The 26,182-nt window shown below is 67.2% G+C and carries 22 protein-coding genes; 10 read left to right on the forward strand and 12 right to left on the reverse strand.

The features are described from left to right. Positions 1 to 95 precede the first annotated feature (95 nt). The 5 genes from ACTHQX_RS04620 to ACTHQX_RS04640 all read right to left on the reverse strand — a co-directional run bounded on the left by ACTHQX_RS04620 (position 96) and on the right by ACTHQX_RS04640 (position 5,723). Entirely contained in the window at positions 96 to 419 is a 324-nt protein-coding gene (locus ACTHQX_RS04620; RefSeq protein WP_440156129.1) for a 2Fe-2S iron-sulfur cluster-binding protein, read from the reverse strand. Between the two features lie 10 nt (positions 420 to 429). Next, on the reverse strand, positions 430 to 1,746 hold the full coding sequence (locus tag ACTHQX_RS04625) for an NAD(P)/FAD-dependent oxidoreductase (protein ID WP_440156128.1): 1,317 nt from the start codon (positions 1,744 to 1,746) through the stop codon (positions 430 to 432). After that, a complete protein-coding gene (locus ACTHQX_RS04630; protein WP_440174545.1) occupies positions 1,739 to 3,025 on the reverse strand; it encodes a cytochrome P450 in 1,287 nt (428 codons plus the stop codon). Before ACTHQX_RS04630 ends, ACTHQX_RS04625 begins: the two co-directional genes overlap by 8 nt. A gap of 164 nt (positions 3,026 to 3,189) precedes the next feature. Beyond that, positions 3,190 to 3,942 (reverse strand): IclR family transcriptional regulator, encoded by a 753-nt coding sequence (locus ACTHQX_RS04635; RefSeq protein WP_440156125.1) that lies wholly within the window; start codon positions 3,940 to 3,942, stop codon positions 3,190 to 3,192. 20 nt (positions 3,943 to 3,962) lie between these two features. After that, complete coding sequence (locus ACTHQX_RS04640; protein WP_440156123.1) at positions 3,963 to 5,723, reverse strand: FAD-dependent oxidoreductase; 1,761 nt, start codon at positions 5,721 to 5,723, stop codon at positions 3,963 to 3,965. 133 nt (positions 5,724 to 5,856) lie between these two features. Here ACTHQX_RS04640 and ACTHQX_RS04645 point away from each other — a divergent pair, with 133 nt between their 5' ends. The 6 genes from ACTHQX_RS04645 (at position 5,857) to ACTHQX_RS04670 (ending at position 11,181) form a co-directional block, all read left to right on the forward strand. Beyond that, a complete protein-coding gene (locus ACTHQX_RS04645) occupies positions 5,857 to 6,642 on the forward strand; it encodes an IclR family transcriptional regulator (protein WP_440156122.1) in 786 nt (261 codons plus the stop codon). Positions 6,643 to 6,760: 118 nt separating this feature from the next. Further along, positions 6,761 to 7,522 (forward strand): SDR family NAD(P)-dependent oxidoreductase, encoded by a 762-nt coding sequence (locus tag ACTHQX_RS04650; RefSeq protein WP_440156121.1) that lies wholly within the window; start codon positions 6,761 to 6,763, stop codon positions 7,520 to 7,522. A 71-nt stretch (positions 7,523 to 7,593) separates the two neighbouring features. Further along, entirely contained in the window at positions 7,594 to 9,276 is a 1,683-nt protein-coding gene (locus ACTHQX_RS04655; protein ID WP_440156120.1) for an FAD-dependent oxidoreductase, read from the forward strand. Between the two features lies 1 nt (position 9,277). Continuing rightward, positions 9,278 to 9,607 carry a Dabb family protein gene (locus tag ACTHQX_RS04660; protein WP_440156118.1) on the forward strand — a complete coding sequence of 110 codons (330 nt, stop codon included), beginning with the start codon at positions 9,278 to 9,280 and terminating at the stop codon, positions 9,605 to 9,607. A gap of 10 nt (positions 9,608 to 9,617) precedes the next feature. Then, positions 9,618 to 11,033, forward strand: coding sequence for an MFS transporter (locus ACTHQX_RS04665; protein ID WP_440156116.1), 1,416 nt, complete (start codon positions 9,618 to 9,620; stop codon positions 11,031 to 11,033). Positions 11,034 to 11,043: 10 nt separating this feature from the next. Next, positions 11,044 to 11,181, forward strand: a complete 138-nt coding sequence (locus ACTHQX_RS04670; RefSeq protein WP_440156114.1) for a hypothetical protein — start codon at positions 11,044 to 11,046, stop codon at positions 11,179 to 11,181. 35 nt (positions 11,182 to 11,216) lie between these two features. Here the strand turns inward: ACTHQX_RS04670 and ACTHQX_RS04675 are convergent, their stop codons facing one another. Together ACTHQX_RS04675 and aspS are read right to left on the reverse strand one after the other, a co-directional pair. After that, a complete protein-coding gene (locus ACTHQX_RS04675) occupies positions 11,217 to 12,008 on the reverse strand; it encodes a GNAT family N-acetyltransferase (RefSeq protein WP_440156112.1) in 792 nt (263 codons plus the stop codon). 120 nt (positions 12,009 to 12,128) lie between these two features. After that, positions 12,129 to 13,916, reverse strand: a complete 1,788-nt coding sequence (aspS, locus tag ACTHQX_RS04680; protein ID WP_440156110.1) for an aspartate--tRNA ligase — start codon at positions 13,914 to 13,916, stop codon at positions 12,129 to 12,131. Positions 13,917 to 14,015: 99 nt separating this feature from the next. On the opposite strand from aspS, the gene ACTHQX_RS04685 reads away from it, so the two are divergent. After that, positions 14,016 to 15,275 carry an APC family permease gene (locus tag ACTHQX_RS04685; protein ID WP_440156108.1) on the forward strand — a complete coding sequence of 420 codons (1,260 nt, stop codon included), beginning with the start codon at positions 14,016 to 14,018 and terminating at the stop codon, positions 15,273 to 15,275. Positions 15,276 to 15,322: 47 nt separating this feature from the next. On the opposite strand, the gene hisS is transcribed toward ACTHQX_RS04685, so the two are convergent. After that, positions 15,323 to 16,678 (reverse strand): histidine--tRNA ligase, encoded by a 1,356-nt coding sequence (gene hisS / locus ACTHQX_RS04690; protein WP_440156106.1) that lies wholly within the window; start codon positions 16,676 to 16,678, stop codon positions 15,323 to 15,325. 277 nt (positions 16,679 to 16,955) lie between these two features. Between hisS and ACTHQX_RS04695 the strand changes: the two genes are divergently transcribed. The 3 genes from ACTHQX_RS04695 (at position 16,956) to ACTHQX_RS04705 (ending at position 20,258) form a co-directional block, all read left to right on the forward strand. Beyond that, positions 16,956 to 17,768 carry a peptidylprolyl isomerase gene (locus tag ACTHQX_RS04695; RefSeq protein WP_440156104.1) on the forward strand — a complete coding sequence of 271 codons (813 nt, stop codon included), beginning with the start codon at positions 16,956 to 16,958 and terminating at the stop codon, positions 17,766 to 17,768. 72 nt (positions 17,769 to 17,840) lie between these two features. Further along, positions 17,841 to 19,433 carry a DUF349 domain-containing protein gene (locus tag ACTHQX_RS04700; RefSeq protein WP_440156103.1) on the forward strand — a complete coding sequence of 531 codons (1,593 nt, stop codon included), beginning with the start codon at positions 17,841 to 17,843 and terminating at the stop codon, positions 19,431 to 19,433. 87 nt (positions 19,434 to 19,520) lie between these two features. Continuing rightward, on the forward strand, positions 19,521 to 20,258 hold the full coding sequence (locus tag ACTHQX_RS04705) for a hypothetical protein (RefSeq protein ID WP_440156101.1): 738 nt from the start codon (positions 19,521 to 19,523) through the stop codon (positions 20,256 to 20,258). Here ACTHQX_RS04705 and ACTHQX_RS04710 read toward each other — a convergent pair. From ACTHQX_RS04710 to yajC, 4 genes are all read right to left on the reverse strand, one after another. Then, positions 20,139 to 22,532, reverse strand: a complete 2,394-nt coding sequence (locus ACTHQX_RS04710; protein WP_440156099.1) for a RelA/SpoT family protein — start codon at positions 22,530 to 22,532, stop codon at positions 20,139 to 20,141. The two genes, ACTHQX_RS04705 and ACTHQX_RS04710, sit on opposite strands and share 120 nt — an antisense overlap. Before the next feature lie 200 nt (positions 22,533 to 22,732). Next, positions 22,733 to 23,749 (reverse strand): protein translocase subunit SecF, encoded by a 1,017-nt coding sequence (gene secF / locus ACTHQX_RS04715; protein ID WP_440156097.1) that lies wholly within the window; start codon positions 23,747 to 23,749, stop codon positions 22,733 to 22,735. Next, a complete protein-coding gene (gene secD, locus ACTHQX_RS04720) occupies positions 23,749 to 25,506 on the reverse strand; it encodes a protein translocase subunit SecD (RefSeq protein WP_440156095.1) in 1,758 nt (585 codons plus the stop codon). Before secD ends, secF begins: the two co-directional genes overlap by 1 nt. A gap of 100 nt (positions 25,507 to 25,606) precedes the next feature. Continuing rightward, on the reverse strand, positions 25,607 to 26,002 hold the full coding sequence (gene yajC, locus ACTHQX_RS04725; RefSeq protein WP_440156195.1) for a preprotein translocase subunit YajC: 396 nt from the start codon (positions 26,000 to 26,002) through the stop codon (positions 25,607 to 25,609). Positions 26,003 to 26,182: the final 180 nt, after the last annotated feature.

Genomic DNA, 26,182 nt, shown 5'->3' on the forward strand with positions numbered 1-26,182 from the left:
GCCGCCGGAGCCACCGCCATTTCGACGGTTCCCCGCCCGTTAGACGCTGCGCAACGTCGTGTGGGCAGGGAACCGTCGAAACGGAGCGCAGCAGTCTACCCCTCTGGCGCCAGCGTCACGGTGACCCCGTTGAGGTCCCGGCTGAAGCCCACCTGGCAGGAGAGCCGCGAGCCGCATTCCCGGTAGCCTTCGGCCTCCACGAGCAGCTCGAGTTCGTCCTCGCTGCGGTCCTCGAGGGTGTCGAAGACCTCCTGCTCCAGGAACACGTGGCAAGTGGCGCAGGAGGCGGTGCCGCCACAGGATGCCAGCACGGGGAGGTCGTTGTCCCGCAGGGCCTCCATCATGCTCTGGTCCGGCTCCCATTCGAGGTCATGGGTGGCGCCTTCGCGGTCGACGACGGTCAGTTTGTTGTTGCTCATGCCGGTTTCCTTAGGATCGGGCTGCCGCAAGGTCAGCGGCTGCATGGTTGGGTGTGCCGAAGACGGCTTCGGCGAGGGGTATGGCGGGGTCCGCGGCGAGCACCGGGTCCATCCGGGCTCCCTGGGCTATAAGCCGTTTGGCCGCGCGGAACTCGGCCAGGTTGGCGATGGAGTCGACGGCGGCGAGGGCGCCGTCGCGGAGGTATACCACGGAGAATTTGCCACCGGCGGGTTCGCCGCGGACGACCACCTCGTCCTCGGGATGGCGGACGCCGGCGGTCTGCAGCCGGACACCGTGCTGGACGGTCCAGAACCACGGAACTTCCGGTTCGGCGGCTGCTTGACCGGTGATGTGCGCTGCCACCCTGCCTGCCTGCGCCAGCGCGTTCTGGATGCACTCGAGCCGCTGGCTGGCGCCGTCTATGGGACTGGTGAACCGCGTGACGTCCCCGCTGGCGTATATGGCGGGATCGGAGGTTAGGCCGTCGCCGTCCACGAGGATGCCGTCCCGGCACTCGAGGCCGGCATCCGCGGCCAGCTCCTGGTTGGGCAGGACGCCGATGCCGGCGAGGACGACGTCGGCGGGAAAGGCGGTGCCGTCGGCGACGGTCACGTTTTCGGCCCGTTCGGCGCCGTCGATCGACGTGACCGCAGCGCCGAAAACGAACCGGACCCCGTGCCGCCCGTGGAGCTGTTCGAAGTGGCGCGAGACCGGGGCTGACGTTACCCGGCTCATCACACGGTCCTGGAATTCGAGCACCGTGACTTCGCAGCCCTTCGCGGCCGCCGCTGCGGCCACCTCCAGTCCGATGTACCCGGCGCCGATGATGGCCACGCGGGCTTCCGGCACCAGAAGCCTTTTGAGTTCGAGGGCGTCGTCCTGGGTCCGCAGGGACCGCACTCCGGGAAGGCCGGCCCCCGGCATGGTGAAGGGCCGCGCCCGTGAACCCGTGGCGATGACCAGCCGGTGGTAGGCCTGCCGCGTCCCGTCAGACAGCAGCACGGTCCGGCCGTCCCTGTCGATGGACTCCGCGGTGACGCCGGTAAGCCTGGCGATGCCCTTCTCCGCATAGAACTTCTCCTTGCGGAGCACGGCTGGGTCGTCGGGGGCGCCGTCCTTCAGGAGTTCCTTGGAGAGCGGAGGCCGTTCATAGGGCAGACCGCTCTCGGCGTCGATCAGCAGAATGCCGCCTTCCCAGCCGCGGGTGCGGAGCCCCGCTGCGACAGCGACGCCGGAGTGTCCCGAGCCGATGATGACCACCGGGTCCTTGGCCCCTGCCGGCGCTTGTGTGTCTGCCCAGCCCTCTGTGCCTGTCCCGTTATGCATTGGTTTCCTCCAGAACTACGTGCAGGTGCTCGGGGCCGGAGTTCGTCAGGTTGTTGCCGCGCACGTACTCGATGGGTTTGTCCGGGTGCAGCGTTAGCGAGGCCAGCTTTTCCGCGAGCAGCTTCACGGTGACCAGGACCTCAAGTCTGGCGAGGGGCGCGCCGAGGCAGCTGTGGACGCCGTGCCCGAAGCCGAGGTGGCCGTCGGTGTTGCGGTCGATGTCGAAGCGTTCGCCGTCGGGGTACTTGCTGCTGTCCCGGTTGGCGGCGGCGGGCAGCAGCCGGACGATGGCGCCGGCGGGAATCGTCACGCCGGCAACCTCCACCTCCTCCGTGGTGATCCGGCTCGCCCGTTGGACGGTGCCGCGGTAGCGGGCCAGTTCCTCGACGAAGAGGTCGGCGTCGTCCGGATTCCGGCGGATGCGGTCCAGCAGGTCGGGGTGTTCGCTGAAGATCCGGAAGGCGTTGGCCAGCAGGATGGTGGTGGTGTCGTGCCCTGCGACGAACACGAAGGCGCACAGTTCCTTGGCTTCCTTCTCGCTGAGCAGGCCTTCCTTCCACATCCGGGCGATGTGTCCGCCGACGGAGTCGCTCTCCTCGCGGTACAGGCGCTCCATGGTGTCTTTGAGATAGGCGAAGAACTCGAAGGTGCTTTGCTCGTCGGTGCCGGTGCCCTGGGCGTTGCGGGCCAGGCGGCCGAAGTAGCTGAAGGTCTCGTCAGACCAGAACTTCATCTTCTCGAAGTCCTCAGCCGGAACGTCCAGCAGGGCGCTGATGGTGGACATGCTCAGCGGGATGGCGTAGTCGTCCACGGCGTCCCCGCCGCCTGCGGCGAGCATCGGCGCCAGGTACTTTTCGGCGTTCTCCCGCACCCGGTCCTCGAATCGCGCGATGGCTTTGGGGATGAAGGCCTGCGCCACCACCTGGCGGAGCCTCGTGTGGTTGGGGGCGTCGAACAGCGTCAGGAACGTCAGCGGGACCGGGGCCACAACCTGCGAGGAGAAGACCTTCGGTGCCCGCGTGGCCCGGCGGACGTCGTCGTACCGGGAGATGAACCAGACATCCGATACTGGCGAATGGGCACGGAGCACCGGCGCGTTCTCGCGCATCCATTGGTAGTGGCGGTAGGGATCGCCCTGGGTCCCGTCGTCCACCACTTTGAAGGGCGCCAGGCCCTCCGGCCAGTCAAGTTCGTGCGAGTACGGGGGCAGCGCCGTCTGCGGCACTGTGGTCGGGGACAGTGCGGAGACCGGGGGTGTTGCTGTCAGTGGGCAAGACATCATCGTCCTTCTTTCCGGTTGGCTTCGGCGTCATCGGATGCGATCCGCCTCTCACTCCACAGTGCGGGATCCGCCGCACCCGCCCCCACAGGTCTTCCGTTCATCGGTTGCGAATGTCTGCCGGCCGGCCGGGCCGGGCGGATTCAAGCCGCCAGGCAGTACAACTAAACGGATTTCAGCGCGCGGGAGATCCCGTGCGCAGCGGTCAGCAGGGCGGGGACGATCAACGGAACCGCCGCCTCCTGCCGCGGCACGATCACGTTAAGCACCGCAGCGATCGTGTTCCCGGGCCCGAAGACAGGCACCGCGACGCCCGTCCATTCGGTGACGCCTATGCCGGGCAGGGCCACGTAGCCGCGCTGCCTGATATCGGCCAGGTGCCTGCGGATAAGCGCAGGATCGGTGATGGTCTCGGGGGTGACGGCCTTCAGGGGCTCCGCGAGCACCCCGGCTTGGACTGCCGGCGGCGAGAACGCCAGCAGCACCAGGCCCGACGAGGCGGCGTGGACGGGCATCCGCTGCGCAATGTGGGCGGCGTCCAGGCTGGAGTGCGGAGAGGAGAGCCGCTCTACGTACAGCACAGTGCCGTGGTCCAGCACGGCCAGGGTGGTGTGCTGGTGGACGGCGGCCTGGACATCCTCCATGAAGGGCAGCGCCAGCTCGCGCAGGTTTAGCGCACGCGAGCCGCGGGCAGCGAGCTCCCACATGCGCATCCCGGAGCAGAGGTTCCCGTCCGGCAGCCGCTCAATCAGGCCGTGGAGAACCAGGTCATCCACGAGCCGGTGCGCGGTGGTCAGAGGGAGGCCGGCGCGGCGGGCAAGGCCGGAGAGCGTCATGGCCGGCAGGTCCCGGTCGAAGGCGCCCATGAGCCGCACCACGCGGCTGATTACCGATTCCCCCGATGTCGAGTTGGCCATGGCTGTCTCCGGCCCGGCGCCTAGTTCGCCGCTGCGTTGGCAGTCCGTGACCCGGCGTGGTCCCCCGTCCGGTCCGAGTTGCGCTCCCCCGCAAGCCTGGCGATGTCGCGTCCGGCACGGTAGCCGAACACCAAAGCCGGCCCGATGTGGGAGCCGTAGCCGGGATACCCGCCGCCGAAGACGCTCACCGCGGCGGCGCCCACGGCCAGGAGTCCGGGAACCACCGACCCGTCGGCCGTGACCACCTCGGAGTTTTCGTTGACGGCGAGGCCGGCGAACGTGCCCAGATCGCCCATTTGGATCTTCCCCGCATAGTACGGGCCCTTGCCCACCGGCGCGAGGTTCGGGTTCGGCTTGTGCTCGAGGTCGCCCCGGAAGTGGTTGTACTGGGTGGAGCCGCGGCCGAAGTCGGGATCCTCGCCGCGCTCAGCAGCCGGGTTGAATCCGGCGACGGTGGCTTCCAGGCCCGCTGCATCGATGCCGAGCTTTCCGGCCAGCTCAGCAAGGGTATTCCCCTTGACCAGGTAGCCGGTCCGGTAGAAGTAGCCGCGGGGCATCGGCCAGGGCTTGGCATAGCCGATGCCGTATTTGTGCATCGTTTTCGCATCGCCGATCACGTAGCCGAAGGTTCCGTCCTCGTCCTTGTTGTGCTCGATCATGGCCCCGCCGAAGTCGTGGTAGCTCAGGGCCTCGTTGCCGAAGCGCCTGCCGTGGCGGTCGACGGCGATCAGCCCGGGCAGGCCTATAGCTCGCAGATGCGGGAAGAGCCGCTGTTCCCCGTTGAGGTACCTGAACACGGTCACCGGCGCCCAGGAGCCAACGCTGAACACGGAGTCGTCGATGTAGCCGCCGGCGTCCATCGCCAGCGTGGCCGCGTCTCCGCCGTGGCCCACGGTGGGCGTGAAGTGGTCGTCACCGCCGGCGTCATGCGGGAAATAACGCTGCCGCAGTTCCCTGTTCCCGGAGAATCCGCCGGCGGCGAGAATGACGCCGGCGCGCGCTGTGACGGTGACGGAGTGCTCTCCCCCGATGACCGCACCGGTGACGGTCCCGGCGTCGTCCCTGGTGAGGGACAGCGCCGGTGAGGACTTCCACAGCCGGATGCCCAGGTCGTCGGCGCTCTTGACCATGCGAGTCATCAGGGCATTGCCGTTGGAGCGCAGGACCGGACGCTTGTAGCGGGCGGCATCGGCCCAGGTGCGAAGCAGCTTCTTTGCGACGTAGATGAAGGACCTGAGCGACTGGTTTACGTGGAAGAACTCATTGATGTCAGGCCCCACCTGCGGCATGTAGCCGAAGACTGTGTAGGAACTCATGTACGGCTGCATCAGGAGCCGCTTGTCCCCCAGCACGCGTGCGTCCACATCCTGCGGCAGGATGGCCCGGCCCGACAGCTTCGCCCCGGGCAGGTCCATCTGGTAGTCCGGGGCCTTCTCCGGATAGGTGAATTTCACGTCGGTTTCGTTTTCGAAGAACGAGATCGCCTCGGGGACGGTGTCCAGGAAGTTCCGTACCCCGGCCTCGTTGAAGGTCTCGGGCGCAAGGTGCTTCAGGTAGGTCTCGGCGTCGTCGCGGGTGTCGCCCTGCGCCACTCCGCGCCTGTTGCCGGGGACCCAGGCCCAGCCCGCCGAAATCGCTGTGGTTCCGCCGAAGTACTGTTCCTGCTCCGCGACGATCACGCTCATTCCCTGCGAGGCGGCCTTCAAGGCCGCGGCCATCCCGGCCACGCCCGAGCCGATGACGAGGACGTCACAGACCGCCGTCTTTGCGGTTTCTGTCATGGTTCCTGCTCCGTTCTGCCTGCGGACCACTCCTGTGCGGCGGCAGGCGTTGACTGACAAACCCCCAGTAGACCCCCGGGCGCTGCCGCCCGGGAGGAGGATTACCATTGAGCGGGAATCGACAGGAGGAACAGTGGCCAACTCCGCATCCGGCGAGTCGATCATCGGCCGGTTCGTAAAGATCGTGAGCGCCTTCGATGACCGTCACCCCGTCATGAGCGTTGCCGAGCTCGGGCGCCGCACCGGCCTGCCGGTGACCACCACCTACCGCATGGTCAACGACCTGCTGCTCGAGCGGCTGCTGGAACGCGAGCCTGGCGGGGATATCCACATCGGCACGCGGATGTGGGAGTTGGCGTCGCGTGGCTCGAAGATGCTCGGTTTGCGGGAAGCAGCCCTGCCGTTCATGGAGGACGTCCAGGCCGTGGTGCAGCACTCCACCACGCTGGGCATCCTCGACTCCGACGAGGTGCTGTACATTGAGCGGCTCGGCTCGGACAAGACCATCGTGGACATCACCAAGATCGCCGGCAGGCTGCCGGTCCACGCCACGTCCTCCGGACTGGTGCTGCTGGCGCACTCCTCCGCCGCGTACCAGGATTCTTTCCTGGCGCGGCCCCTGACCAAATTCACCGAGACCACCCTGACCGAGCCGGCCGCGCTCCGGCGCCACCTGGCCGAGATCCGGCAGCGCGGCTTCGCTGCCATGCCCGGGGTGATCGTGCCCGAGTCCAGCGGCATCGCGGTGCCGGTCTTCGGCCCCGACAACACGGTCCGCGCCGCGCTCAGCGTGGTGGTGCCCCGCAACGAGGAGAACGCACCTGCCCGGGTGCCCGTCCTGATGGCGGCGGCCCGCGGGATCTCGCGCGCCCTGGGCTGGCGGGGCGAGCTGAAGGGCACGCTTCGCCAGAGCCACTGAACAGAGCCACTAGGGGCGCTTTTGCCGTTCATCGGTAATCGTGTGGTTCCGCTCACACGCCCTCTGCCACGCTGGCTGGGAAGCAGCGAAGAGGCTGCAGGATCACGAGGAGCACCACATGAATCCCATCCAGAACCGCGTGGCCGGAAAGACCGCCATCGTCACCGGAGGCCGCGGAGACCTCGGCACAGCCACCGCCGCCCTCCTTGCCGAACACGGCGCGAAGGTCGCCAGCCTGGACGTTGCCGGCATCCCGGCCGCCGCCGCCCACGAAAACATCAGTGAGTTCGACGTCGACGTCACCAGCGAGGCCAGCGTCGCCGAGGCCATCCGCCGGGTCCGTGACGAACTGGGCACGCCGGACATCCTGGTCAACGCCGCCGGCATCATCGGCCCGGCAGGCGCGTCACACACCGCGTCGACGGCCGATTTCGACACGATTTTCAACGTCAACGTCAAGGGCGTCTGGCTCATGACCAAGCACGTGGTGCCCGGCATGATCGAAAAAGGCACCGGAAGCATCGTCAACTTCTCCTCCATCCACGGCCTCACCGGCGGCCGGAACGTGCCGCTATACCACGCCACCAAGGGCGCCGTGCGGCTCCTGAGCAAGTCGGACGCCGCGGCTTACGGCGGCTACGGAATCCGGGTGAACTCCATCCACCCTGGGTCCATGAACACCCGGATGAGCCGCCGCTCTGCGGAGCAGTCAGAGATCGGTCCCGAGGCCTACTACAAGCAGCTGGTGGGCTCCAATCCGCTGCCCCGCCAGGGTGAACCCGACGAGATCGCCTACGGCGTCCTTTACCTGGCCTCGGACGAGTCGCGCTTCACCACGGGTTCCGAGCTGGTCATCGACGGCGGCTACACGGCTGTCTGACGCCGCCCCCTCCCCGGCAGCACCCAAACTGCCGCCGCACGCATCATCTTCCTTTTGAAAGGCAACACCCCATGAAATTTGTCAACGGCACCCCCGCGGAAACTTACGACGTCGTCGTCGTCGGCTCCGGTGCGGGCGCGCTCACCGCCGCAGCCACCGCCGCCCGCGCCGGCAAGTCCGTCGTCGTCCTCGAAAAGAGTGACCTGCTTGGCGGGACCTCAGCCGTGTCCGGCGGCATGCTGTGGGTGGCGGACAACCACCACGCGCGGAAGGCCGGGATCACCGATTCCAAGGCAGCGGCCGCGCAGTATGTCCGCGCCGTCGCCCGCGGCAGGGGCCGGGAGGAACTGCTGGACGCTGCGCTGAATTACGGCGACCAGATGCTCCGCTTCGTCGAGGAGGAGTGCGGCGTCCGCTTCATCTTCCTCGACAACTTTCCCGATTACCGGCAGGATCTCCCGGGCGCAATGACGGGCGGACGCACCGTGGAACCCGAGCTGTTCAACAGCACCGAAGCCCTGGGCGGCCTCAGGGAGCATGTGCGCAGCGACGGCCGTGCCCCGTTCACCATGCAGGAATACGAGGAGTGGGGCGCCTTCACCAAATTCCCGTGGGAGGAACTGGCCGGCCGGCAGAGGGACGGCCTGGTTGCCAAGGGGCAGGCGCTCGTTTCGATGCTGCTCGCCAGCCTGGTCCGCGACGGGGCCGCCCTCGTCACGGGGGCACGGGCGCACCGGCTGCTCACCGACGGCCTGCCCGCGGACGGCGGCCGGGTGACCGGCGTCGAACTCGAAACCGGCGAAGTGTTCCAGGCCCGCGACGGCGCGGTGCTCGCGACCGGCGGCTTCGAATGGGACAAGGCCCTGGCCGACTCCATGCTCGCGTCCCGGCTCTACACGATGTGCTCCCCGCCCTCGAACACCGGCGACGGGCTGCGGATGTCGCAGCGCATCGGGGGCCAGACCCGCGGCACGCGCGAGGCCTGGTGGGCGCCGATGTCCGTCACCGGCGACACCCGCGACGGCCAGCCGGTGGGCACCCTGCTCCGGTTCGAGCGGCAGGGCCCGGGGTCCATCATGGTGAACCGCCACGGCCGTCGCTTCGCCAACGAATCCCAGAACTACAACGACCTCGCCCGCAGCCTGCAGTCCTGGGACTCCGCCGCCAACCACACGCTGAATACGCCGGCGCACGTGATCGTGGACCGCGGCTACCTGGAGCGCTACGGCATCCTTGCCCACCGAGCCGGCCAGCCGACGCCGGACTACCTGATCGAGGCGCCCACCCTGGCGGACCTCGCCGCGGAGATCAACGTTCCCGCCGAAAACCTGGAAGCCACCGTGGCCCGGTTCAACGGGTTCGCGGCCAGGGGCGAAGACCCTGACTTCGGCCGCGGCGAAAGCGCTTACGACAAGTACTGGGGCGACGCCGATTGCCCGTGGCCGAACCCGTCGCTGGGCCCGCTCGAGTCCGGCCCGTTCTATGCGCTGGAGGTGGTGAACGGCGCCTTCGGCACCAACGGCGGCGTGGCCACCGACGGATCAGCCCGCGTGCTCGACGTCGACAACCGCCCCATCCCGGGCCTCTTCGCCGCCGGCAACACAACCGAGAACGCCTATGCGGCAGGCTATCCCGGAGCCGGCGCCACCCTCGGGCCCATCATGACCATGGGCTACCTCGCCGGCTGCACCCTGGCCGGCAAGTCCCCGGAGTACCGGTCACCGGTGGTCGAGCTTGTCGAGGTGGGCGTCTGAAATGATCCGCCACACCGTGCTCTTCCAGTTCAAGCCCGGCTTCCCGCCCGCCGACCGGCAGGCCTGGATTGACGGGCTCAACACCATGGCCGGGAAGATCCCCGGCATGCTCAGCCTCAGCCACGGCCCGGACGTCCTCAACACCGAACGCTCCTTCGACTACGCCATCGTGGCCGACTTTGAAAGCGTCGAGGACATCGCCGTCTACAACACGCACCCCCTCCACGAGCCGCTAAAGGCGTACTCGTTCCCCAACAGCCGTCAGATCCTCGCGGTGGACTTCCACCTTCCGGACACTACGCCGGCACCCATTGAGACAACGCAGTCTTAAGGAGATTCCCGTGACCACTACCCCATCACCGCAGGTTCCGCTGCAGGCTTCCCAGCCGCCCGCGCGGAAGACGCCCCGAAAAGCAGCCCTGGCCTCCTTCCTCGGCAGCACGCTGGAGTACTACGACTTCTTCATCTACGGCACCGCCGCCGCACTTGTGTTCCCCCATCTGTTCTTCCCCTCCGCGGACGCGGCCATCGGTCTGATCGGCGCCTTCACCACCTTCGGCGTCGCGTATGTGGCGAGGCCTGTTGGCGGACTGGTGATGGGCCATTTCGGCGACAAGCTGGGCCGCAAGAAAATCCTGCTGCTGACGCTCGGCATCATGGGCCTGGCATCCCTCGGCATCGGATTCCTGCCCACCTACGAGCAGCTCGGCGTCTGGGCCCCCATCCTTCTGGTGGCAGGCCGGCTGGCCCAGGGCTTCTCCGCCGGCGCGGAATCGGCGGGCGCCTCCACCCTGACGCTGGAACACTCGCCCGAAGGCAGGCGCGGGTTCTTCACCAGCTTCGTGATGACGGGTTACGCGTCCGGCATGGTGCTGGCCACCCTGGTCTTCATCCCGGTTACGGCACTGCCCCGGGAGGCCATGATGAGCTGGGGCTGGCGCATCCCGTTCTGGCTCTCCATCGTGGTGCTGGCCATCGCTTACTGGGTCCGCACGCATCTGGACGAAACACCAGTCTTCGAGGAGGCCCAGGAACGCCGCCAGGTGGCCCCCATGCCCGTCAAGGAAGTGCTCCGCTTCCAGGCTCCAGACGTGCTGCGGGTGGCGGGAATGTCCATCATGTCCGTGATGCAGACCATCTTCACGGTCTTTGGACTCGCCTACGCCACCTCCGGCGCGGGATTCGACCGGGCCGCCATCCTGACTGTGAACGCAGTGGCCATCGGCCTGTCCATGTTCGCCATGCCGCTGGCGGCCAGGCTGTCCGACCGGATCGGCCGCCGCCCTCTCCTGCTGACGGCCGCGATCGGCTGCTCCGTCACGATCTTCCTCTACTTCCTGGCGCTGTCCTCCGGAAACATCGTGCTGGTCTTCCTTGCCGCCTTCGTGAACATGACGGTGCTGTACTCGGGCTTCAACGGCACCTGGCCGGCATTCTTCGCCGAACAGTTCGCGGCGCCCGTCCGGTACTCCGGTATGGCGCTGGGGAACCAGTTCGGCCTGGTCCTCGCCGGCTTTGGCCCGATGATCGCCGGGATGCTGCTGGCTCCCGGAGTCTGGGGCTGGGTGCCGGTGGCCGTCTTCGGCACCGTCTGCATGCTCATTGCGGCAGGATGCGCGTTCTGGTCCAGGGAGACTGCCGCCACGCCCATTGCGGAGCTCGGAGGACCATACCTGGAAGGCACTGGACGGCGGCGGCAGGGCGAAGCAGCAGGGCAGCAAACACCGTCGCGGCAGCCGTCCGTCGATGTGCGCTAACCTGCACGCCATGAACGCCCACGACAACGAAGCCGCCGAGGCGTCCGCCTCCGAGCCGGCGCTTGCGGCACCCTCACAATCGGTGGAGCCCGGCGAGCTCACCACCGCCCCGTGGCTGGGCCTGCACTACTTGCCCGAAGGCCCGTAACACCCCGCAGCTTCCGCGGCGGGATGGAGGCACAGTCAGCAGCCGGTCAGCGATCGCCGCGGCCGCTCCTGCCGGTAGCAATAGCGGGACACTTCACGGAAACCTGCCCGGGCGTAAAGCTCCCGGGCAGGGGCGTTGGAAGCCATCACCAGCAGCCAGTAACCGGCCAGCCCCCGCTCCGCACCCGCACGGACCAAGGCCTGCTGGATCCGTGTGGCGTGGCCGCGGCGCCGTAGGTCCGGCCGGGTCGCCATGCAGTACAGCCCGCCCCAGCTGCCTGCCGAGCCCTGAACAACGGCAAGGCGTCCGACGGCGGCCGGCCCGCCGTCGTCGTCCCTCACCAAGGCGTACAGCGCCGGGCAGCCTGTGAGAATCTCACGGGCGATCTCCAGCTCCGGGGCGCCGCCGCGGCCGTCAACGGACCACCACAGTTCCAGCCATTCCGGCGAGGGATGCTCGGAGATGTCGACGCCGGCACTTGCCGGAAGACCGTCCTGCGGCTCCGCACGCCGGGACATGACCAGTGTTTCCGACTGCCTGGTGTAGCCCAGGCTGTCCAGCACGGCATTCAGCGGGGCGGCGCCGTCGTGGTCGAAGATCTGGTAGATCACCGGCAGCCGCCGGAGCCGGTACCAGGAAGCGGCGTCCCGGACAGCGGCGGCGCCGTCTGCGGCAGGCACCCGCGGCCAGACTGAGTTCGCCCGCTGCGTTACGCCGCCGGCGGCGCGGAGAACCCATTCGCCGGTGTCGTGGCGTTCGGGCGCAGGCCAGGCGGCATCCATCAACGCCTCCAGAGCAGACAACGCTTCCACGCGGGTATCCTCCATCCGCCGCAGCTGTGCGGCAAAGAAACAGCTGTGCAGTAAAGAGCAGCTGTGCAGTAAAGAGCAAGAGCTCCCCGTTTCCGGGGAGCTCTTGCTGCGTTCAGCCAACCAGCTTTATTGAAGCTAGTCGGCCTTCTTCTCTTCGGGCTTCTTGGTCTCGGGCTTGAAGTCGACGCCGGCCTCCTTGCGCTGCTGTCCGGTGATGGGCGCGGGAGCCTGGGTCAGCGGGTCGTAGCCGTTGCCGGTCTTCGGGAAGGCGATAACGTCGCGGATGGACTCCACGCCTGCCAGGAGGGCCACCACACGGTCCCAGCCGAAGGCGATGCCGCCGTGCGGCGGGGCCCCGAACTTGAAGCCTTCCAGCAGGAAACCAAACTTGGTCTGCGCGTCTGCCCGGTCCAAGCCCATCAGCTCGAAGACCCGTTCCTGGACATCGCGCTCGTGGATGCGAATGGAACCGCCGCCGATCTCGTTGCCGTTGCAGACGATGTCGTAGGCGTAGGACAGTGCGGACTCCGGGTCCTTGTCGAACGTGTCAAGGAACTCGGGCTTGGGCGAGGTGAAGGCGTGGTGGACGGCCGTCCACTTGCCGGCGCCCACGGCCACGTCGCCGGAGGCCACGGCTGCAGCGGCCGGCTCGAACATCGGCGCGTCCACCACCCAGCAGAAGGCCCAGGCGCTGGGGTCGATCAGGCCGGTGCGGTGGCCGATCTCGACGCGGGCGGCACCGAGCAGGGCGCGGGCTGCGGACTTCTCGCCGGCGGCGAAGAAGATGCAGTCGCCGGGCTTGGCGCCTACGGCACCGGCCAGGCCTTCACGCTCAGTGTCCGTCAGGTTCTTGGCCACCGGACCGGCCAGCTCGCCGTCTTCCTTGAACAGGACATACGCCAGTCCCTTGTGACCGCGCTGCTTTGCGAATTCCTGCCAGCCGTCCAACGTACGGCGCGGCTGGGATGCCCCGCCGGGCATGACCACGGCGCCGACGTACGGGGCCTTGAAGACGCCGAAATTGGTGTCCTTGAAGAACTCAGTCAGCTCGGTCAGCTCCACGCCAAAGCGGAGGTCCGGCTTGTCCGAGCCGAACCGCGCCATGGCGTCGGCGTAGGTGATGCGCTGGATCGGCGTCGGGATTTCGACGTCGATCAGGTTCCAGACGGCCTTAACGATGTTCTCGCCGATCCGGATGATGTCGTCCTGCTCGACGAAGCTGGCCTCGATGTCGAGCTGGGTGAACTCTGGCTGGCGGTCCGCGCGGAAGTCTTCATCGCGGTAGCAGCGGGCGATCTGGTAATACTTCTCGAAGCCGCCCACCTGAAGGAGCTGCTTGAACAGCTGCGGGGACTGGGGCAGCGCGTACCAGGAACCCGGCGCCAGGCGGGCGGGGACCAGGAAGTCACGGGCGCCTTCCGGCGTCGAGCGCGTCAGGGTCGGCGTCTCGATTTCGACGAAGCCTTCGTCGTGCAGCAGGTCGCGGGCCACACGGTTGGCCTCGGACCGGAGGCGGATGTTGCGGCTGGGGCCGGGGCGGCGCAGGTCGAGGTAGCGGTGCTTGAGCCGGGCTTCCTCCCCCACTTCCACGTGCTCGTCGATCTGGAAGGGCAGCGCGTCGGCGGTGTTGAGGATGACCACCTTGTCCGCCATGACCTCCACCTCGCCCGTGGCCAGGGCAGCGTTCTCGTTGCCTTCCGGGCGCTTGGAGACCGTACCGGTCACCTGGAGCACGTATTCGTTGCGCAGCCCGTGGAAGACCTCTTCCTCACGGACCACCACCTGCGCCACGCCCGAGGCGTCACGCAGATCGACGAATGCGACACCACCGTGATCACGACGGCGGCCAACCCAGCCTGCCAGGGTTACGGTTTGTCCAATGTGCTCGGAACGGAGGGATCCGAGGTCATGTGTGCGCAGCACAGCATTCCTTTCAGAAGGAAGACAGAATGAAGTTTAAAGACGATCGTTGCGGAAACGATCCCGTCCGAGTTTACCCGTTTGAAAGGTTCCCGCCCCGCCATGACCAAGCACCAGCAGCTCCAACGAAGGCTCGGTGTGGCCGACGCAACAGCGATCGGGCTCGGATCCATGCTCGGCGCCGGCGTTTTTGTCGTCTTCGCACCGGCAGTCCGGCTGGCCGGAGGGCTGCTGCTTGCGGCCATAGCCCTGGCCGGCGCCGTGGCGTACTGCAATGCCGTCGCCTCGGCCCAGCTCGCGGCAAAGTATCCGCAAAGCGGCGGCACCTACGTCTACGGCCGGAAGCAGCTCGGTGACTGGCCCGGCTTCCTCGCCGGCTGGGGTTTCGTAACGGGCAAGTCGGCCTCCTGCGCGGCCATGGCCCTGACCTTCGGCCAGTACGTTGCGCCGGGGTTCGCCATTCCCGTGGCCGTAGCCGCGGTCGCCGCACTGACCGGCGTGAACCTGCTGGGTATCACCCGGACCGCCTTCCTGACGCGCATCCTGCTGGCCGTGGTCCTGGCCACCCTGGCGTTCGTGGCTGCGGCGAGCGTTGTGGGGCCGCATGTTGCCGACGGCGGGACGGCCTCCGGACAGGCCGGCAGCAGCTGGGGCATTTTGCCCGCCGCGGGGCTGGTGTTTTTCGCCTTTGCCGGGTACGCGCGCATCGCCACGCTCGGCGAGGAGGTCAAGGACCCGGCGCGCGTCATTCCGCGCGCGGTCCTCGGAGCCCTGGCCGGCGCCCTGGTCATCTACCTGCTGCTGGGGGCGCTGCTCCTGGCGCATCTTCCCGTGAATGTGCTTGCCGGCTCCACGGCGCCGCTGCTCGACGCCGTGGAACAGTCCCGACTGGCCGCCGGAGCGCCGCTTGTCCAGGCAGGCGCCGCAGCCGCCTCGCTCGGCGCACTGCTGGCCCTCATCACCGGGGTGGGACGCACGGCCATGGCGATGGCCCGCGAACGGGACCTCCCCGGCCCCCTGGCCAGGGTGGGCGGGCGCCATCCCGTGCCGGTGACCGCCGAACTGGCGGTGGCCGCCGTCGTCGTCCTGCTGTTGCTGACCACCGACGTGCTGACGGTGGTCGGCTTTTCCAGCTTCGGCGTCCTGCTGTATTACGCGGTGACAAATGCCGCCGCGTTCACGCTCCGGGACCGGCCCCGGCATGCGCCCAGGTGGCTCAACGCCGCAGGGCTGGCCGGGTGCCTGATCCTGGCATTCACACTTCCGGCGGCCTCGGCGCTCGGCATGGCAGCCGTCATAGCGGCCGGGCTCGCCGGGCGCGTGGTCGTCCTTGCGTTGCGGAAGCGACACTCGCGGAAGTGACGGCTGCGCTGATTCGGGGCCGGCTCAGGAAGCCCGCGCGGCGGTGATCAGCTTGCCGGCGCCGCCGCGACCTGGACACGGATGTCCTCGTCCGACGGCGTCCACGTCGCGGGATCGGCGTCGACCTGCTCGCCGGAGCGGATGTCCTTCACCTGGTGCTTGCCGTCCTCGTCCGTGAACCAGACGAAGGGGATGCCGCGCCGGTCCGCGAACTTGATCTGCTTGCCGAACTTCTCGGCCTTGGCGGCCACCTCGGCGGGGATGCCGCGGCTGCGCAGCTCCGTGGCCACGTCCTGCGCTTCGCCCCAGCTCTCGTCCGAGGTGAGCGCCACGAACACTGCCGTGGGCACGGAACGGGAGGCCTTGGCCAGGTCCTGGCTGAGGATGCGCGAGACGAGCCGGGTCACGCCGATGGACAGCCCAACGCCGGGGAACTTCCGGTTGCCCTTGCTCGCCAGGGCATCGTAGCGGCCGCCGGAGCAGATCGACCCGAGCTGCTCGTGGCCCACCAGGACGGTCTCCACAACGGTTCCGGTGTAGTAGTCCAGTCCGCGGGCGATGCTGAGGTCTGCGACCACCTTGCCCGGAACCCGCTTTACAGCAGCCTCGATCACCTGTTCGAGTTCGTTCAGGCCCTCCTCCAGGAGGTCGTTGCTGACCCCAAGCGACCGGACCTGCGCCACGAAGGACGTGTCCTCGGTCTTGATGCCGGCCAGCTTCAGCGCCGCCTGCGCCTGCTCGTCGGTGGCGCCGAGCTCGGACTTGAGCAGCTCAGCTACCTTTGCCGGTCCGATCTTCTCGAGCTTGTCGATGCTGCGCAGCACGCCGGCGGTGTCGGTCAGGCCGATACCGCGGTAGAAGCCCTCGGCGAGCTTCCTGTTGTTGATGCGCAGCCGGAACTCCGGAATCGGAAGCGCACCAAGCGCCTCCGCGATGACCAGGGCGATCTCGACGTCGTAGCGGAAGGGCAGCTCGCCGTCGCCCACCACGTCAATGTCAGCCTGGGTGAACTCGCGGGCGCGGCCCTCCTGCGGGCGCTCCCCGCGCCAGACCTTCTGGATCTGGTAGCGGCGGAACGGGAAGGCCAGGTAGCCGGCGTTTTCGACGACGTACCGGGCGAACGGCACGGTGAGGTCAAAGTGCAGCGCCAGGGCGTGCGGATCGTGCTTGCCCTTGCCGGCTTCCTCCCCCTCGTCGTCCTGGAGCCGGCTCAGCCCGTATACCTCTTTGTCGATCTCGCCCTTGCGGAGCAGCTGGCCCACGGTTTCGACGGCGCGGGTCTCAATGGAAGAGAAGCCGTGCAGTTCGAAGGTGCGGCGCAGCGAGTCCAGGACGTGCTGCTCCACCAGCCGCTCCTCGGGAAGCCACTCGGGGAATCCGGACAGGGAGGCGGTGCGTGCCATGGGGGATGTTCTCCTCGGGTAAACGAAGGCCGGAGCCGCCGCGCCATATTCCGCGTCGACATGTGAACCAAACGGCGGCGGCAGCGGCGGGAGTCCAGCCTGTTCTGCATAAACTAAGTGCGGCAGTCAGTTTATGCTTTCGGCGCCTGCATCTCTAATGCGGGAGGCGGGCGGTGGCGGGCTGCCGCTGTTCAGATCTGACACAGCGCAATCTGCAGCCGGAGAGTTCCTTCAGGGGCTTGCCCGGTCCGGCAGGGACGATCGATGAGGAGGACCCGTGGCGGCCAGTCCACGCGAAACACGCGAGGCCAAGAGGCGCATCCAGCAGATGGAGGCCAAACGCGAGCTTCGCCGTGATCAGGAGAAGCGCCGCAAGCGGGACAACCTGGTAGCGGGAGGTGCGGGAGCCGCAGCGGTGCTGCTCGCCGTCGTGCTTCAACTGACGGTGTTTGCCGGGAACCCGACCGAAGAGGAATTTGCCGCCGCCGAAGCTGGCCTTGCCACGCCGTCCGCTTCCGCATCCGCCACGCCGTCAGCGGCGCCGACCAATGCTGCGAACATCCCGAAGCCCGCGACGGCGGCCGGCAAGACGTTCACCGGCGAACTGAAGCTGAACAGGGGCACCCTAGGCGTGCAGCTGGACGGCACCAAGGCCCCACAGGCAGCCGCGGTGTTCAAGTCCCTGGCCGACCAGGGCTACTACAAGGGCGTCAGCTGCCACCGCCTCACCACTGGTGAGAACTTCGGCGTCCTGCAGTGCGGCTCCAAGACCGGCGATGGCCAGGGCGATCCCAACTACACCTGGGGGCCGCTGGAGAACACACCGGCAGACAACAAATATCCCGCCGGCACCATCGCGGTGGCCCGTACAGGCAACAACGCTTACGGCAACGGCACGCAGTTCTTCATCGTCTACAAGGACACGGCCATTCCGGCCGACTCCGCCGGCGGCTACACCGTCCTGGGAAAGGTGACCTCTGGCCTGGACACAGTAACCAAGATTGCGGCGGCAGGTCTTAAGGCGGGCGAAAACGACACGGACGGCGCACCTGCGGAACCAGTCACGATAGACTCATTTTCTCTGAAGTAGGAACCTTGTGGCGCAAGCGGCCACCGGCGACTTGCGAATGAGTATTTTCCTCCAAGCGAAAGACTTTTAGCGGTGACAGACAGTCAGAAATCCGACGAAACAGCAGCCGAAGTGACCGAGGTCCAGGCTTCCCCCGAATCAGTGGAGGCGGCACAGACCGTGGACGGAGCACAGACCGTGGAAGCGGCCGAGCCTGTGCAGGCGACGCAGCCCGACGAGGCGGTAGCGCCCGAAACCACGGAGGAAAACCCGCAGGCGGAGGCTGTGCAGGAAAAGCCCGCAGCCAGCCCCGCACCGTCACCGCGTCCGACGCCGGCACCCCGGCCCGCGCCGACACCCGCCGCCTTTGCCGCCCGGCCCAAGGCAGGTCCGGCCGCCACTGCGGCTCCCGTGCAGGCACCGCCTTCGACGTCGCTGGCCGAAGCCGCCCGCTGGGGCCGCGTTGAGGGTGACGGCCACGTCTTCCTCACCATCGACGGCGAAGAGCACCCGGTCGGTCAGTACCCGGACGTCAGCAACGACGAGGCACTTGCCTACTTTGCGCGGAAGTATGACGACATCGTCGCCCAGATTGTCCTGCTGGAACAGCGCGTCGCCTCGAAGGCCCCCACCACTGACATGCAGAAGACCGTGACGCACCTGCGCGAGCAGCTCGCTGAACGGAACATGGTGGGCGACATCCGTTCCGCAGAAAACCGGCTGGACACCCTGTCCACCCAGATCACCGAGCTGGAGAAGGCTGAAAAGGCACAGCACGACGCCGTTCGTGCCGCCGAGCTGGCCGCCCGTGAGGCCATCGTGGCCGAGGCCGAGGCTATTTCCGGAACTGATCCGGCACAGGTGCAGTGGAAGACGTCCAGCGCTCGTATGAACGAGCTGTTTGAAAGCTGGAAGACCGCGCAGAAGAGCGGGGTACGGCTGGGCCGCAGCAACGAGGACGCGCTGTGGAAGCGTTTCCGCGCCGCCCGGACCGTCTTCGACCGGCATCGCCGCGCCTACTTCTCCCAGCTGGACAGCAACAACTCGGCGGCGAAGTCGGCCAAGGAGAAGCTGATTGCCGAGGCCGAGGCGCTGTCGACGTCCACCGACTGGGGCTTCGCTGCCGGAGAATACCGCCGGCTGATGGACGAGTGGAAGGCATCACCGCGTGCCAGCCGCAAGGATGACGACGCACTGTGGGCCCGGTTCCGTGCCGCACAGGACGTCTTCTTCAGCTCGCGCCAGGCCGCCAACGACGAGATCGACCAGGAATACGCCGCAAACCTGGTGGTCAAGGAGGCGCTCCTTGAGGAGGCATCCGCCATCGTTCCGGTTAAGGACATCGCCGCCGCCAAGAAGGCCCTGCAGTCCATCCACGACCGCTGGGAAGAGGCGGGCAAGGTTCCGCGTGCGGACATGGGCCGGATCGAAGCCGGTCTCCGCCGGATCGAGGATGCCGTCCGCCAGGCCGAGGACGAGAAGTGGCAGCGCTCCAACCCGGAGACGAAGGCCCGCACCAACAGTGCCCTGAGCCAGCTCGAATCCGCCATCGCCGGCCTGAAGGATGACCTGGCGGAGGCAGAGAAGAAGGGCGACCAGCGCAAGATCAAGGCCGCCCGGGAAGCCCTGGAAGCCCGCCAGGCATGGCTTGACCAGATTCAGCGTTCGGCGAGCGAGCTCTCCTAGGCAGCAGCCCTAAGGGCCCCGCCCCGGTTATCCACATAACCGGGGCGGGGCCTTACCTGTTAAGACGCCGTCCGGCAGGATGACGGAATGGCACCGTTCTCCCAGCCCCCTGTCTTTTCGCAGACACGGGGCGACTCCTCGCCCCCGGACTCCCCCGCACAGCTGCTGGAGCTCTACTCGCCGGGGCTGCCCTTCACCTGGCCGGAGCTCCAGTCCATGGCGTCCGACGGCGTGCTCACGCAGCTCTATCAGCACGGCTACACCGTTCCCGGGACGGCGGCTTCCCCGCAGCTGCGGGCACGTGCCGCTGCCCACGGCGTGCCGGCGCCGGTGCGACGGCGCGTGGTGGCGGGGCGGATGACGGCGGCCTGGATTTACGGGTGCGCCCGGGAGCCGGACCGGTTGGCACTCCTGGTGGACGCCAAACGCCGAATCTCCAGCCTGCGGTCCACCCGCGGCTGCACACTCCACGAAGTCCGGCTCGGACCGTTCGACGTCGTCAGCCTGGGTGGCCTGATGGTCTCGAGTCCGCTCCGGACGGCACTGGACATCGCCTTGCACGTGGAGGCCGAGAGGGCAGTTCCTGCCCTGCGGCTGCTCCTGGCCAAGCCCGAACTCGACGTCAGGCTCCGGCTCCTGGTTCTGGCGGTCGAGGCGATGCCACGGCTGCCGCACAAGAACGCAGCCCTGGAGAAGCTGTCGCTGTTAGCTCCTCCGGTGATTGCCCGTGGTCCGGTAGACGTCGAACACCCCGTCGATCCTCCGCACGGCACTGAGCACGTGGCTGAGGTACTTGGGGTCGCCCATCTCGAAGGCAAACTTTGAGATGGCCACGCGGTCCGTGGACGTGTGGACACTCGCCGCGAGGATGTTCACGTGATTCTCCGAAAGAATGCGCGTCACGTCGGAGAGGAGCGACTTGCGGTCCAGCGCCTCCACCTGGATCTCCACCAGGAAGACGCTTGACTGCGTTGGCGCCCAGTCCACGTCCACGATCCGGTCAGGCTGGTCCTTGAGGCCGGCGACGTTGGTGCAGTCGGTGCGGTGCACCGACACGCCAGAGCCGCGCGTGACGAAGCCGAGGATCGGGTCCGGCGGTACGGGGGTGCAGCAGCGGGCCAGTTTCACCCAGACGTCGCCTACGCCGCGGACCACCACGCCGGAATCCGAGAACCGGGCCTTGCTGACCTGGGTGGGAATACTGACTTCGGTGAGGTCGTCATCAGGTGTTTCATTGCCGCCAAGGCTTTCGACCAGCTTTTCCATGACGGACTGTGCGGAGGTGTGGCCATCGCCCACTCCGGCGTACAGGCCGGAAATGTCGACGTACTTGAAGTCCTCGGCCACGGCGGCCAGCGCGTCGTGCGTCATGAGGCGCTGCAGGGGAAGGTTCTGCTTCCGCATGGCGCGGGTCAGCAGCTCCTTGCCGCGGTCGATCGCCTCTTCGCGGCGTTCCTTGCTGAACCACTGCCGGATCTTGTTGCGTGCCCGGGCGCTCTTGACGAAGTGCTGCCAGTCCTGGCTGGGCCCGGCGCCCTCGGCCTTCGAGGTGAAGATCTCCACCCAGTCGCCATGGTTCAGCTCGCTGTTGAGCGGCACGAGCTTGCCGTTGACGCGGGCTCCGATGGTGCGGTGGCCCACTTCGGTGTGCACGGCATAGGCGAAGTCCACCGGCGTGGACCCGGCGGGCAGCGCCATGACCTCGCCCTTGGGGGTGAACACAAACACTTCGCGGGCGTTGATCTCGAACCGCAGCGAGTCGAGGAATTCGCCGGGGTCGGAGGTCTCCTGCTGCCAGTCCACGAGGGAGCGGAGCCAGCCCATGTCACCGTCTCGCGGGCTGCCGGGTCCGGTGGCGGTCCGGTTCGGCTGGTCCTTGTACTTCCAGTGCGCGGCCACGCCGTACTCGGCACGGCGGTGCATCTCATGCGTCCGGATCTGGATTTCAACCGGCTTGCCGCCGGGGCCGATCACCGTGGTGTGGAGGGACTGGTACATGTTGAACTTCGGCATCGCGATGTAGTCCTTGAACCGGCCAGGCAGCGGGTTCCAGCGCGAATGCAGGGTGCCCAGGGCGGCGTAACAGTCGCGGACCGAGTCCACCAGGACCCGGACGCCCATGAGGTCGTTGATGTCGTCGAAATCCTTGTCCCGGACGATCATCTTTTGGTAGATCGAGTAATAGTGCTTGGGCCGGCCGGTGATCGTGGCCTTGATCCTGGCGGTGCGCAGATCGTCGGCGATCTGGTTCCGGATCACGCTGAGGCTCTTTTCCCGCTCCGGCGTGCGGTCGCCCACCATGCGGACGATTTCCTCGTACACCTTGGGATAGAGCGCCGCGAAGGACAGGTCCTCGAGCTCCCACTTGATCGTGTTCATGCCGAGCCGGTGCGCCAGCGGGGCGAAGATTTCCAGGGTTTCCCGGGCTTTGCGGGCCGAGGACTCGGCGGAGACGAACCGCCAGGTGCGCGCGTTGTGCAGCCTGTCCGCAAGCTTGATCATCAGGACACGGATGTCCTTGGCCATAGCCACAACCATCTTGCGGACGGTCTCGGACTGGGCTGCCTCGCCGAAGCTGACTTTGTCCAGCTTGGTGACGCCGTCAACCAGCATGGCGACTTCGGGACCGAAGTCCGCCCGGAGGTCCTCAAGGGTGTAGGGCGTGTCCTCCACGGTGTCGTGGAGCAGCGCAGCCGCCAGGGTGGTGCCGCTGAGTCCCAGCTCGGCGAGGATCGTCGCGACGGCAACGGGATGGGTGATGTAAGGGTCACCGCTCTTGCGCTTCTGCCCGCGGTGGCTTTGCTCCGCCACGACGAACGCCCGCTGAATGAGGTCGAAGTCCTCCTTGGGGTTATTGGCCCTCACGGTCCGCAGCAGCGGTTCCAGGATGGGTGAGTACGTTGCCGTGCTGCGGCCCGTCAGCCGTGCCAAGCGGGACCTCGTGCGCTCACGCCGGCCCGGGAAGGTGGGCCGGACGCCAGAGTTGTCCACAGGCACGCCCGGCGCCGGGCGCCCGGCAGCCACCAGACCAGTCTGCTGTCCCTGGCCCGGACCGTTGCCTCCGGCAGCCGTTGGCGCCGACGTCGAACCTTCTTCCAATGAAGTACCCCTCACGACCCGTTTAATTATCCCAGTGTATTCCCGCTCCGGGCCCGACCGATAACCGCGTCCGTCACCAACCGCCCAGTCCAGTACCCGGCCAGGTACGCGCACGGCCTGGCAGGAGGCACACAGGCGCATAAAGCAAAGGCCGGATGCCGTCACGGTGACGGCATCCGGCCTAAGGGCAGGTGCGGGGCCTAGGCTTTGGCTGGCTCGGCGGCTGCAGCCTTGGCAGCGGCTTCCGCACGGCGCTGCTTGACACGCTGGGCCTGCTTGACCAGCGGCGCCTCGCCCTGGCGCAGCCAGGCGTACATCGGTGCGGCGATGAAGATCGTCGCCGCGGTGCCGATCAGGATCCCGACGAACAGTGCGAGTGAAAGGTCGCGCAGGGTTCCGGCGCCCAGCAGGCCGGCTCCGATGAACAGGATCGCCCCGACCGGAAGGATGGCAACCATCATGGTGTTGATGGAGCGGACCAGGGTCTGGTTGACGGCCAGATTGACTTCCTCGCCGAAGGTCCGGCGCGTGGAGGAGTCTATGTCGGCCGTGTTTTCGCGGATCTTGTCGAACACCACCACGGTGTCGTACAGCGAATAGCTGAGCACTGTCAGGAACCCGATGATCGCCGACGGCGTGACCTCGAAGTCGCTGAGGGCGTACACACCGGCCGTGATGAACATCGTGACAACCATGCCCGCAATCGCCGACAGGGACATCTTCCAGGTCCGGAAGTAAAGCGCCATCAGGACCGTCGCGAGGGCAACGAAGACCACCAGGCCAATCAGGGCCTGTTTGGTGACGTCGGCGCCCCAAGTGGGGCCGACGAAGGTGGAGGTCACCTCGTTGTCCGTCACGCCGTACGCCTTGGTGAGGCCCTCCTTGATCTTGAGGGTCTCATCGTCGGAGAGCTTGTCCGTCTGGATCCGCATGGTGGTCCCGGCGACGTTGGCGACGCGCGGCACACTGCCGGGAACGACGTCGTGGACGGCCTTCTCGCCTACTGATGCCTCGGTGGTCTTGACGTTGGACACCGTGAACTCGGACCCGCCACGGAACTCGATGCCCAGGTTGAAGCCGCCCTTGACCACCGGGATGAGGATCGACAGCGCAACCGCAACGGCGGCCACGATGAACCAGATCTTCTTGGACCCGACGAAGTCATAGGAACGCTTGCCCGTGTAGAGCTCGTTGCCGAATTTCGCGAAACTGGACATTACTTGCCCTCCTTGGCCGGGCCCTTGGAGGAACCGGCGAGCTGCTCCTGCTGCTCCGCGCGGCGGCGTTCAGCGATGGTCATCCGGCGCTCAGCCTCGGCCGCGGCACCAGTGTTCTTGGCGCGCACCACTGACGGCTTGTCCTCGGGGCTGCGGAGCCTGCCGGCGCCACGGTAGAGCGGCACCGCACCGAGGCGCTCGGGGTCAAGGCCGGAGAACTTGTGGCCTTCGCCGAAGAACCGGGTCCTGGCCAGCTGCTGGAGCGTCGGGTGCGTGAACATGAAGACGACGATGAGGTCGGCGATGGCGGTCAGGCCGAGGGTGAAGGCGAAGCCCCGCACGTTGCCGACGGCCACGAAGTACAGCACCAGTGCAGCCAGGAGGTTCACCGCCTTGGATGCCAGGACGGTCCGCTTGGCCCGCTTCCAGCCGTTCTCCACTGCCGACACCAGCCCGCGGCCTTCGCGGAGCTCATCACGGATGCGTTCGAAGTACACGATGAATGAGTCCGCCGTCTGGCCGATTGACACGATGATGCCGGCCACACCGGCGAGGGAGAGCCGGTAGTTTTCGGTCCAGCCGAGGATGGCAATGGCAAGGTACGTGAGCGCACCCGCCACCACCAGCGACGCAATGGTGACGAAGCCCAGCGCCCGGTACTGGAACAGCGAGTAGACGACCACCAGCAGCAGACCGATCAGGCCGGCGAGGAGGCCCATCCGGAGCTGCTCACCGCCGAGGGTGGCGGAGATCTGCTGCTCGCTCTGGATGTCGAAGCTGATGGGCAGGGCACCGAACCGGAGCTGGTCGGACAGCGCCTTGGCGGACTGCTCGGTGAAGCCGCCGGTGATTTGGGGGCGTCCGTCGGTGATGACGGCCTGGGACCGCGGGGCCGAAATGACCTGGTCATCCAGGACGATGGCAAACTGCGACTTGGGATCGCTGCCGGTTTCGCCGCCTGCTGCAACGTAGAACTGGTTGAGCCGTTCGGTGACCGTCTTGAACTTGGCCGTACCCTCGGCGTTGAATTGGATGTTCACAGCCCATTCGTTGGTGACGGCGCCCTGGGCGCCCTGCTGGAGCTGGAACGTCGAGCCCTGGATGTCCACACCCTTGACCTCGACCGGACCCAGGATGTACTTGATCGCGGGTGTCTGGTCCGTGGCGGGCTCGCAGGTGACCAGCGGCTTGGCCGGGTCTGAGCGTTCCTGCTTGTCCTGGGCCGGGTTGTCACAGTCGAGGGCTTCGAACTGCTTCTGGATGTCCGCGGTGATCCAGTTCGAATCGCTGGCGTTCGTCGGCTTGGCCGTCGGCTTCGGCAGCTGCGCGGCTGGCGTCCGCTGGTCGGCCGGAACCACGGCCCCGGCGCCCGTGACGAGGACGGGACGGAAGTTCATGTCCGCTGAGGCCTGGATGAGGGCCCGGGTCTGCGAGGACGGAGTGCCGGGCAGGCTCACCACCACGTTGCGGCCGGACTGCGTGCTGATCTCGGCCTCGGCAACACCGGAGCCGTCCACACGCTGACGGATGATGGCCACCGCCTGGTTGAGCTGCTCCTCGTTGATGTCCGAGCCACCCTCAACCTTGGGTGCCAGGATCATCTGGGTGCCGCCCTCCAGGTCCAGGGCAAGCTTCGGGCTCCAGCTGGCAACCCCGGACATCGTGCCGCCCGCAAGGACGGCCGTCATGGCAGCCAGGATTACGCCAAGCCAGACCAGCACCCGAAGGGATGGTTTATTGCGGCCAGTTCGTGCCATTGCCTATCTTTCTATTAATTGCGGAGGGCCGCCGGGGCGAGGTTTGTCGCACCCGGCGGCTCCGCAGCCGTAGACAGCTGTGCTGCGCGGAAGCGGCGGACTAGATGTCCTTCTTGCCCTCGTCGTTGAGGCGCTTGAGGGTTTCGTCCGGGGTCTCATCGGCCGTGCTGGCCTTGGCTTCGGGGGCCAGCGAGTCCTCGGCCGTCAGGGCGGATGCGTCATCGGGAACTGCATGCGTTTCAGCGGCGGGTTCCACGATCTTGGTCACGGCCTGGCGGTGGACGGTGGCCAGGTGGCCGGGCGACAGTTCCAGGACCACTTTGTTCTCGGCGTCGTCGATCGACACGATGCGGCCGAACAGTCCGAAGCTGGTCATGACCTCAATGCCGGGGGCGAACGCCGACTGCAGCTTGGCCTGCTGCTGCTGTGTCTTCTTGTTGCGGCGGAACATCATGAAGATGAATACGCCGAGCATGACGAACAGCAGGATGGTCATGATGTCGATGCCGCCGCCGGCCTGCGGCTGGGCCTGGGCACTAATTTGTGCGAACAAGTGAAGTTCCGTTCTGTTCTTGCGTAGCTGGTTGACAGCGACGTCCGCTTTGCACCGGGCTGCCCGCCCGGACACGGGAAACCGGCGCGGGCGGCCCGCCGAAGCGGGACACGGAAACAAAGC

Origin of the sequence: Arthrobacter sp. SAFR-023, assembly GCF_051965295.1 — a bacterium.
Taxonomy (GTDB): domain Bacteria; phylum Actinomycetota; class Actinomycetes; order Actinomycetales; family Micrococcaceae; genus Arthrobacter.

Coding starts and splice junctions, on each gene's coding strand:
- hisS (WP_440156106.1), bottom strand. CDS start 16,678: ATGGCACGCACCGCCTCCCTGTCCGGATTCCCCGAGTGGCTTCCCGAG.
- ACTHQX_RS04630 (WP_440174545.1), bottom strand. CDS start 3,025: ATGTCTTGCCCACTGACAGCAACACCCCCGGTCTCCGCACTGTCCCCG.
- ACTHQX_RS04625 (WP_440156128.1), bottom strand. CDS start 1,746: ATGCATAACGGGACAGGCACAGAGGGCTGGGCAGACACACAAGCGCCG.
- ACTHQX_RS04655 (WP_440156120.1), top strand. CDS start 7,594: ATGAAATTTGTCAACGGCACCCCCGCGGAAACTTACGACGTCGTCGTC.
- secF (WP_440156097.1), bottom strand. CDS start 23,749: ATGTCCAGTTTCGCGAAATTCGGCAACGAGCTCTACACGGGCAAGCGT.
- ACTHQX_RS04660 (WP_440156118.1), top strand. CDS start 9,278: ATGATCCGCCACACCGTGCTCTTCCAGTTCAAGCCCGGCTTCCCGCCC.
- ACTHQX_RS04640 (WP_440156123.1), bottom strand. CDS start 5,723: ATGACAGAAACCGCAAAGACGGCGGTCTGTGACGTCCTCGTCATCGGC.
- ACTHQX_RS04620 (WP_440156129.1), bottom strand. CDS start 419: ATGAGCAACAACAAACTGACCGTCGTCGACCGCGAAGGCGCCACCCAT.
- ACTHQX_RS04635 (WP_440156125.1), bottom strand. CDS start 3,942: ATGGCCAACTCGACATCGGGGGAATCGGTAATCAGCCGCGTGGTGCGG.
- ACTHQX_RS04705 (WP_440156101.1), top strand. CDS start 19,521: ATGGCACCGTTCTCCCAGCCCCCTGTCTTTTCGCAGACACGGGGCGAC.
- secD (WP_440156095.1), bottom strand. CDS start 25,506: ATGGCACGAACTGGCCGCAATAAACCATCCCTTCGGGTGCTGGTCTGG.
- ACTHQX_RS04670 (WP_440156114.1), top strand. CDS start 11,044: ATGAACGCCCACGACAACGAAGCCGCCGAGGCGTCCGCCTCCGAGCCG.
- ACTHQX_RS04685 (WP_440156108.1), top strand. CDS start 14,016: ATGACCAAGCACCAGCAGCTCCAACGAAGGCTCGGTGTGGCCGACGCA.
- yajC (WP_440156195.1), bottom strand. CDS start 26,002: ATGACCATCCTGCTGTTCGTCATGCTCGGCGTATTCATCTTCATGATG.
- ACTHQX_RS04650 (WP_440156121.1), top strand. CDS start 6,761: ATGAATCCCATCCAGAACCGCGTGGCCGGAAAGACCGCCATCGTCACC.
- ACTHQX_RS04675 (WP_440156112.1), bottom strand. CDS start 12,008: ATGGAGGATACCCGCGTGGAAGCGTTGTCTGCTCTGGAGGCGTTGATG.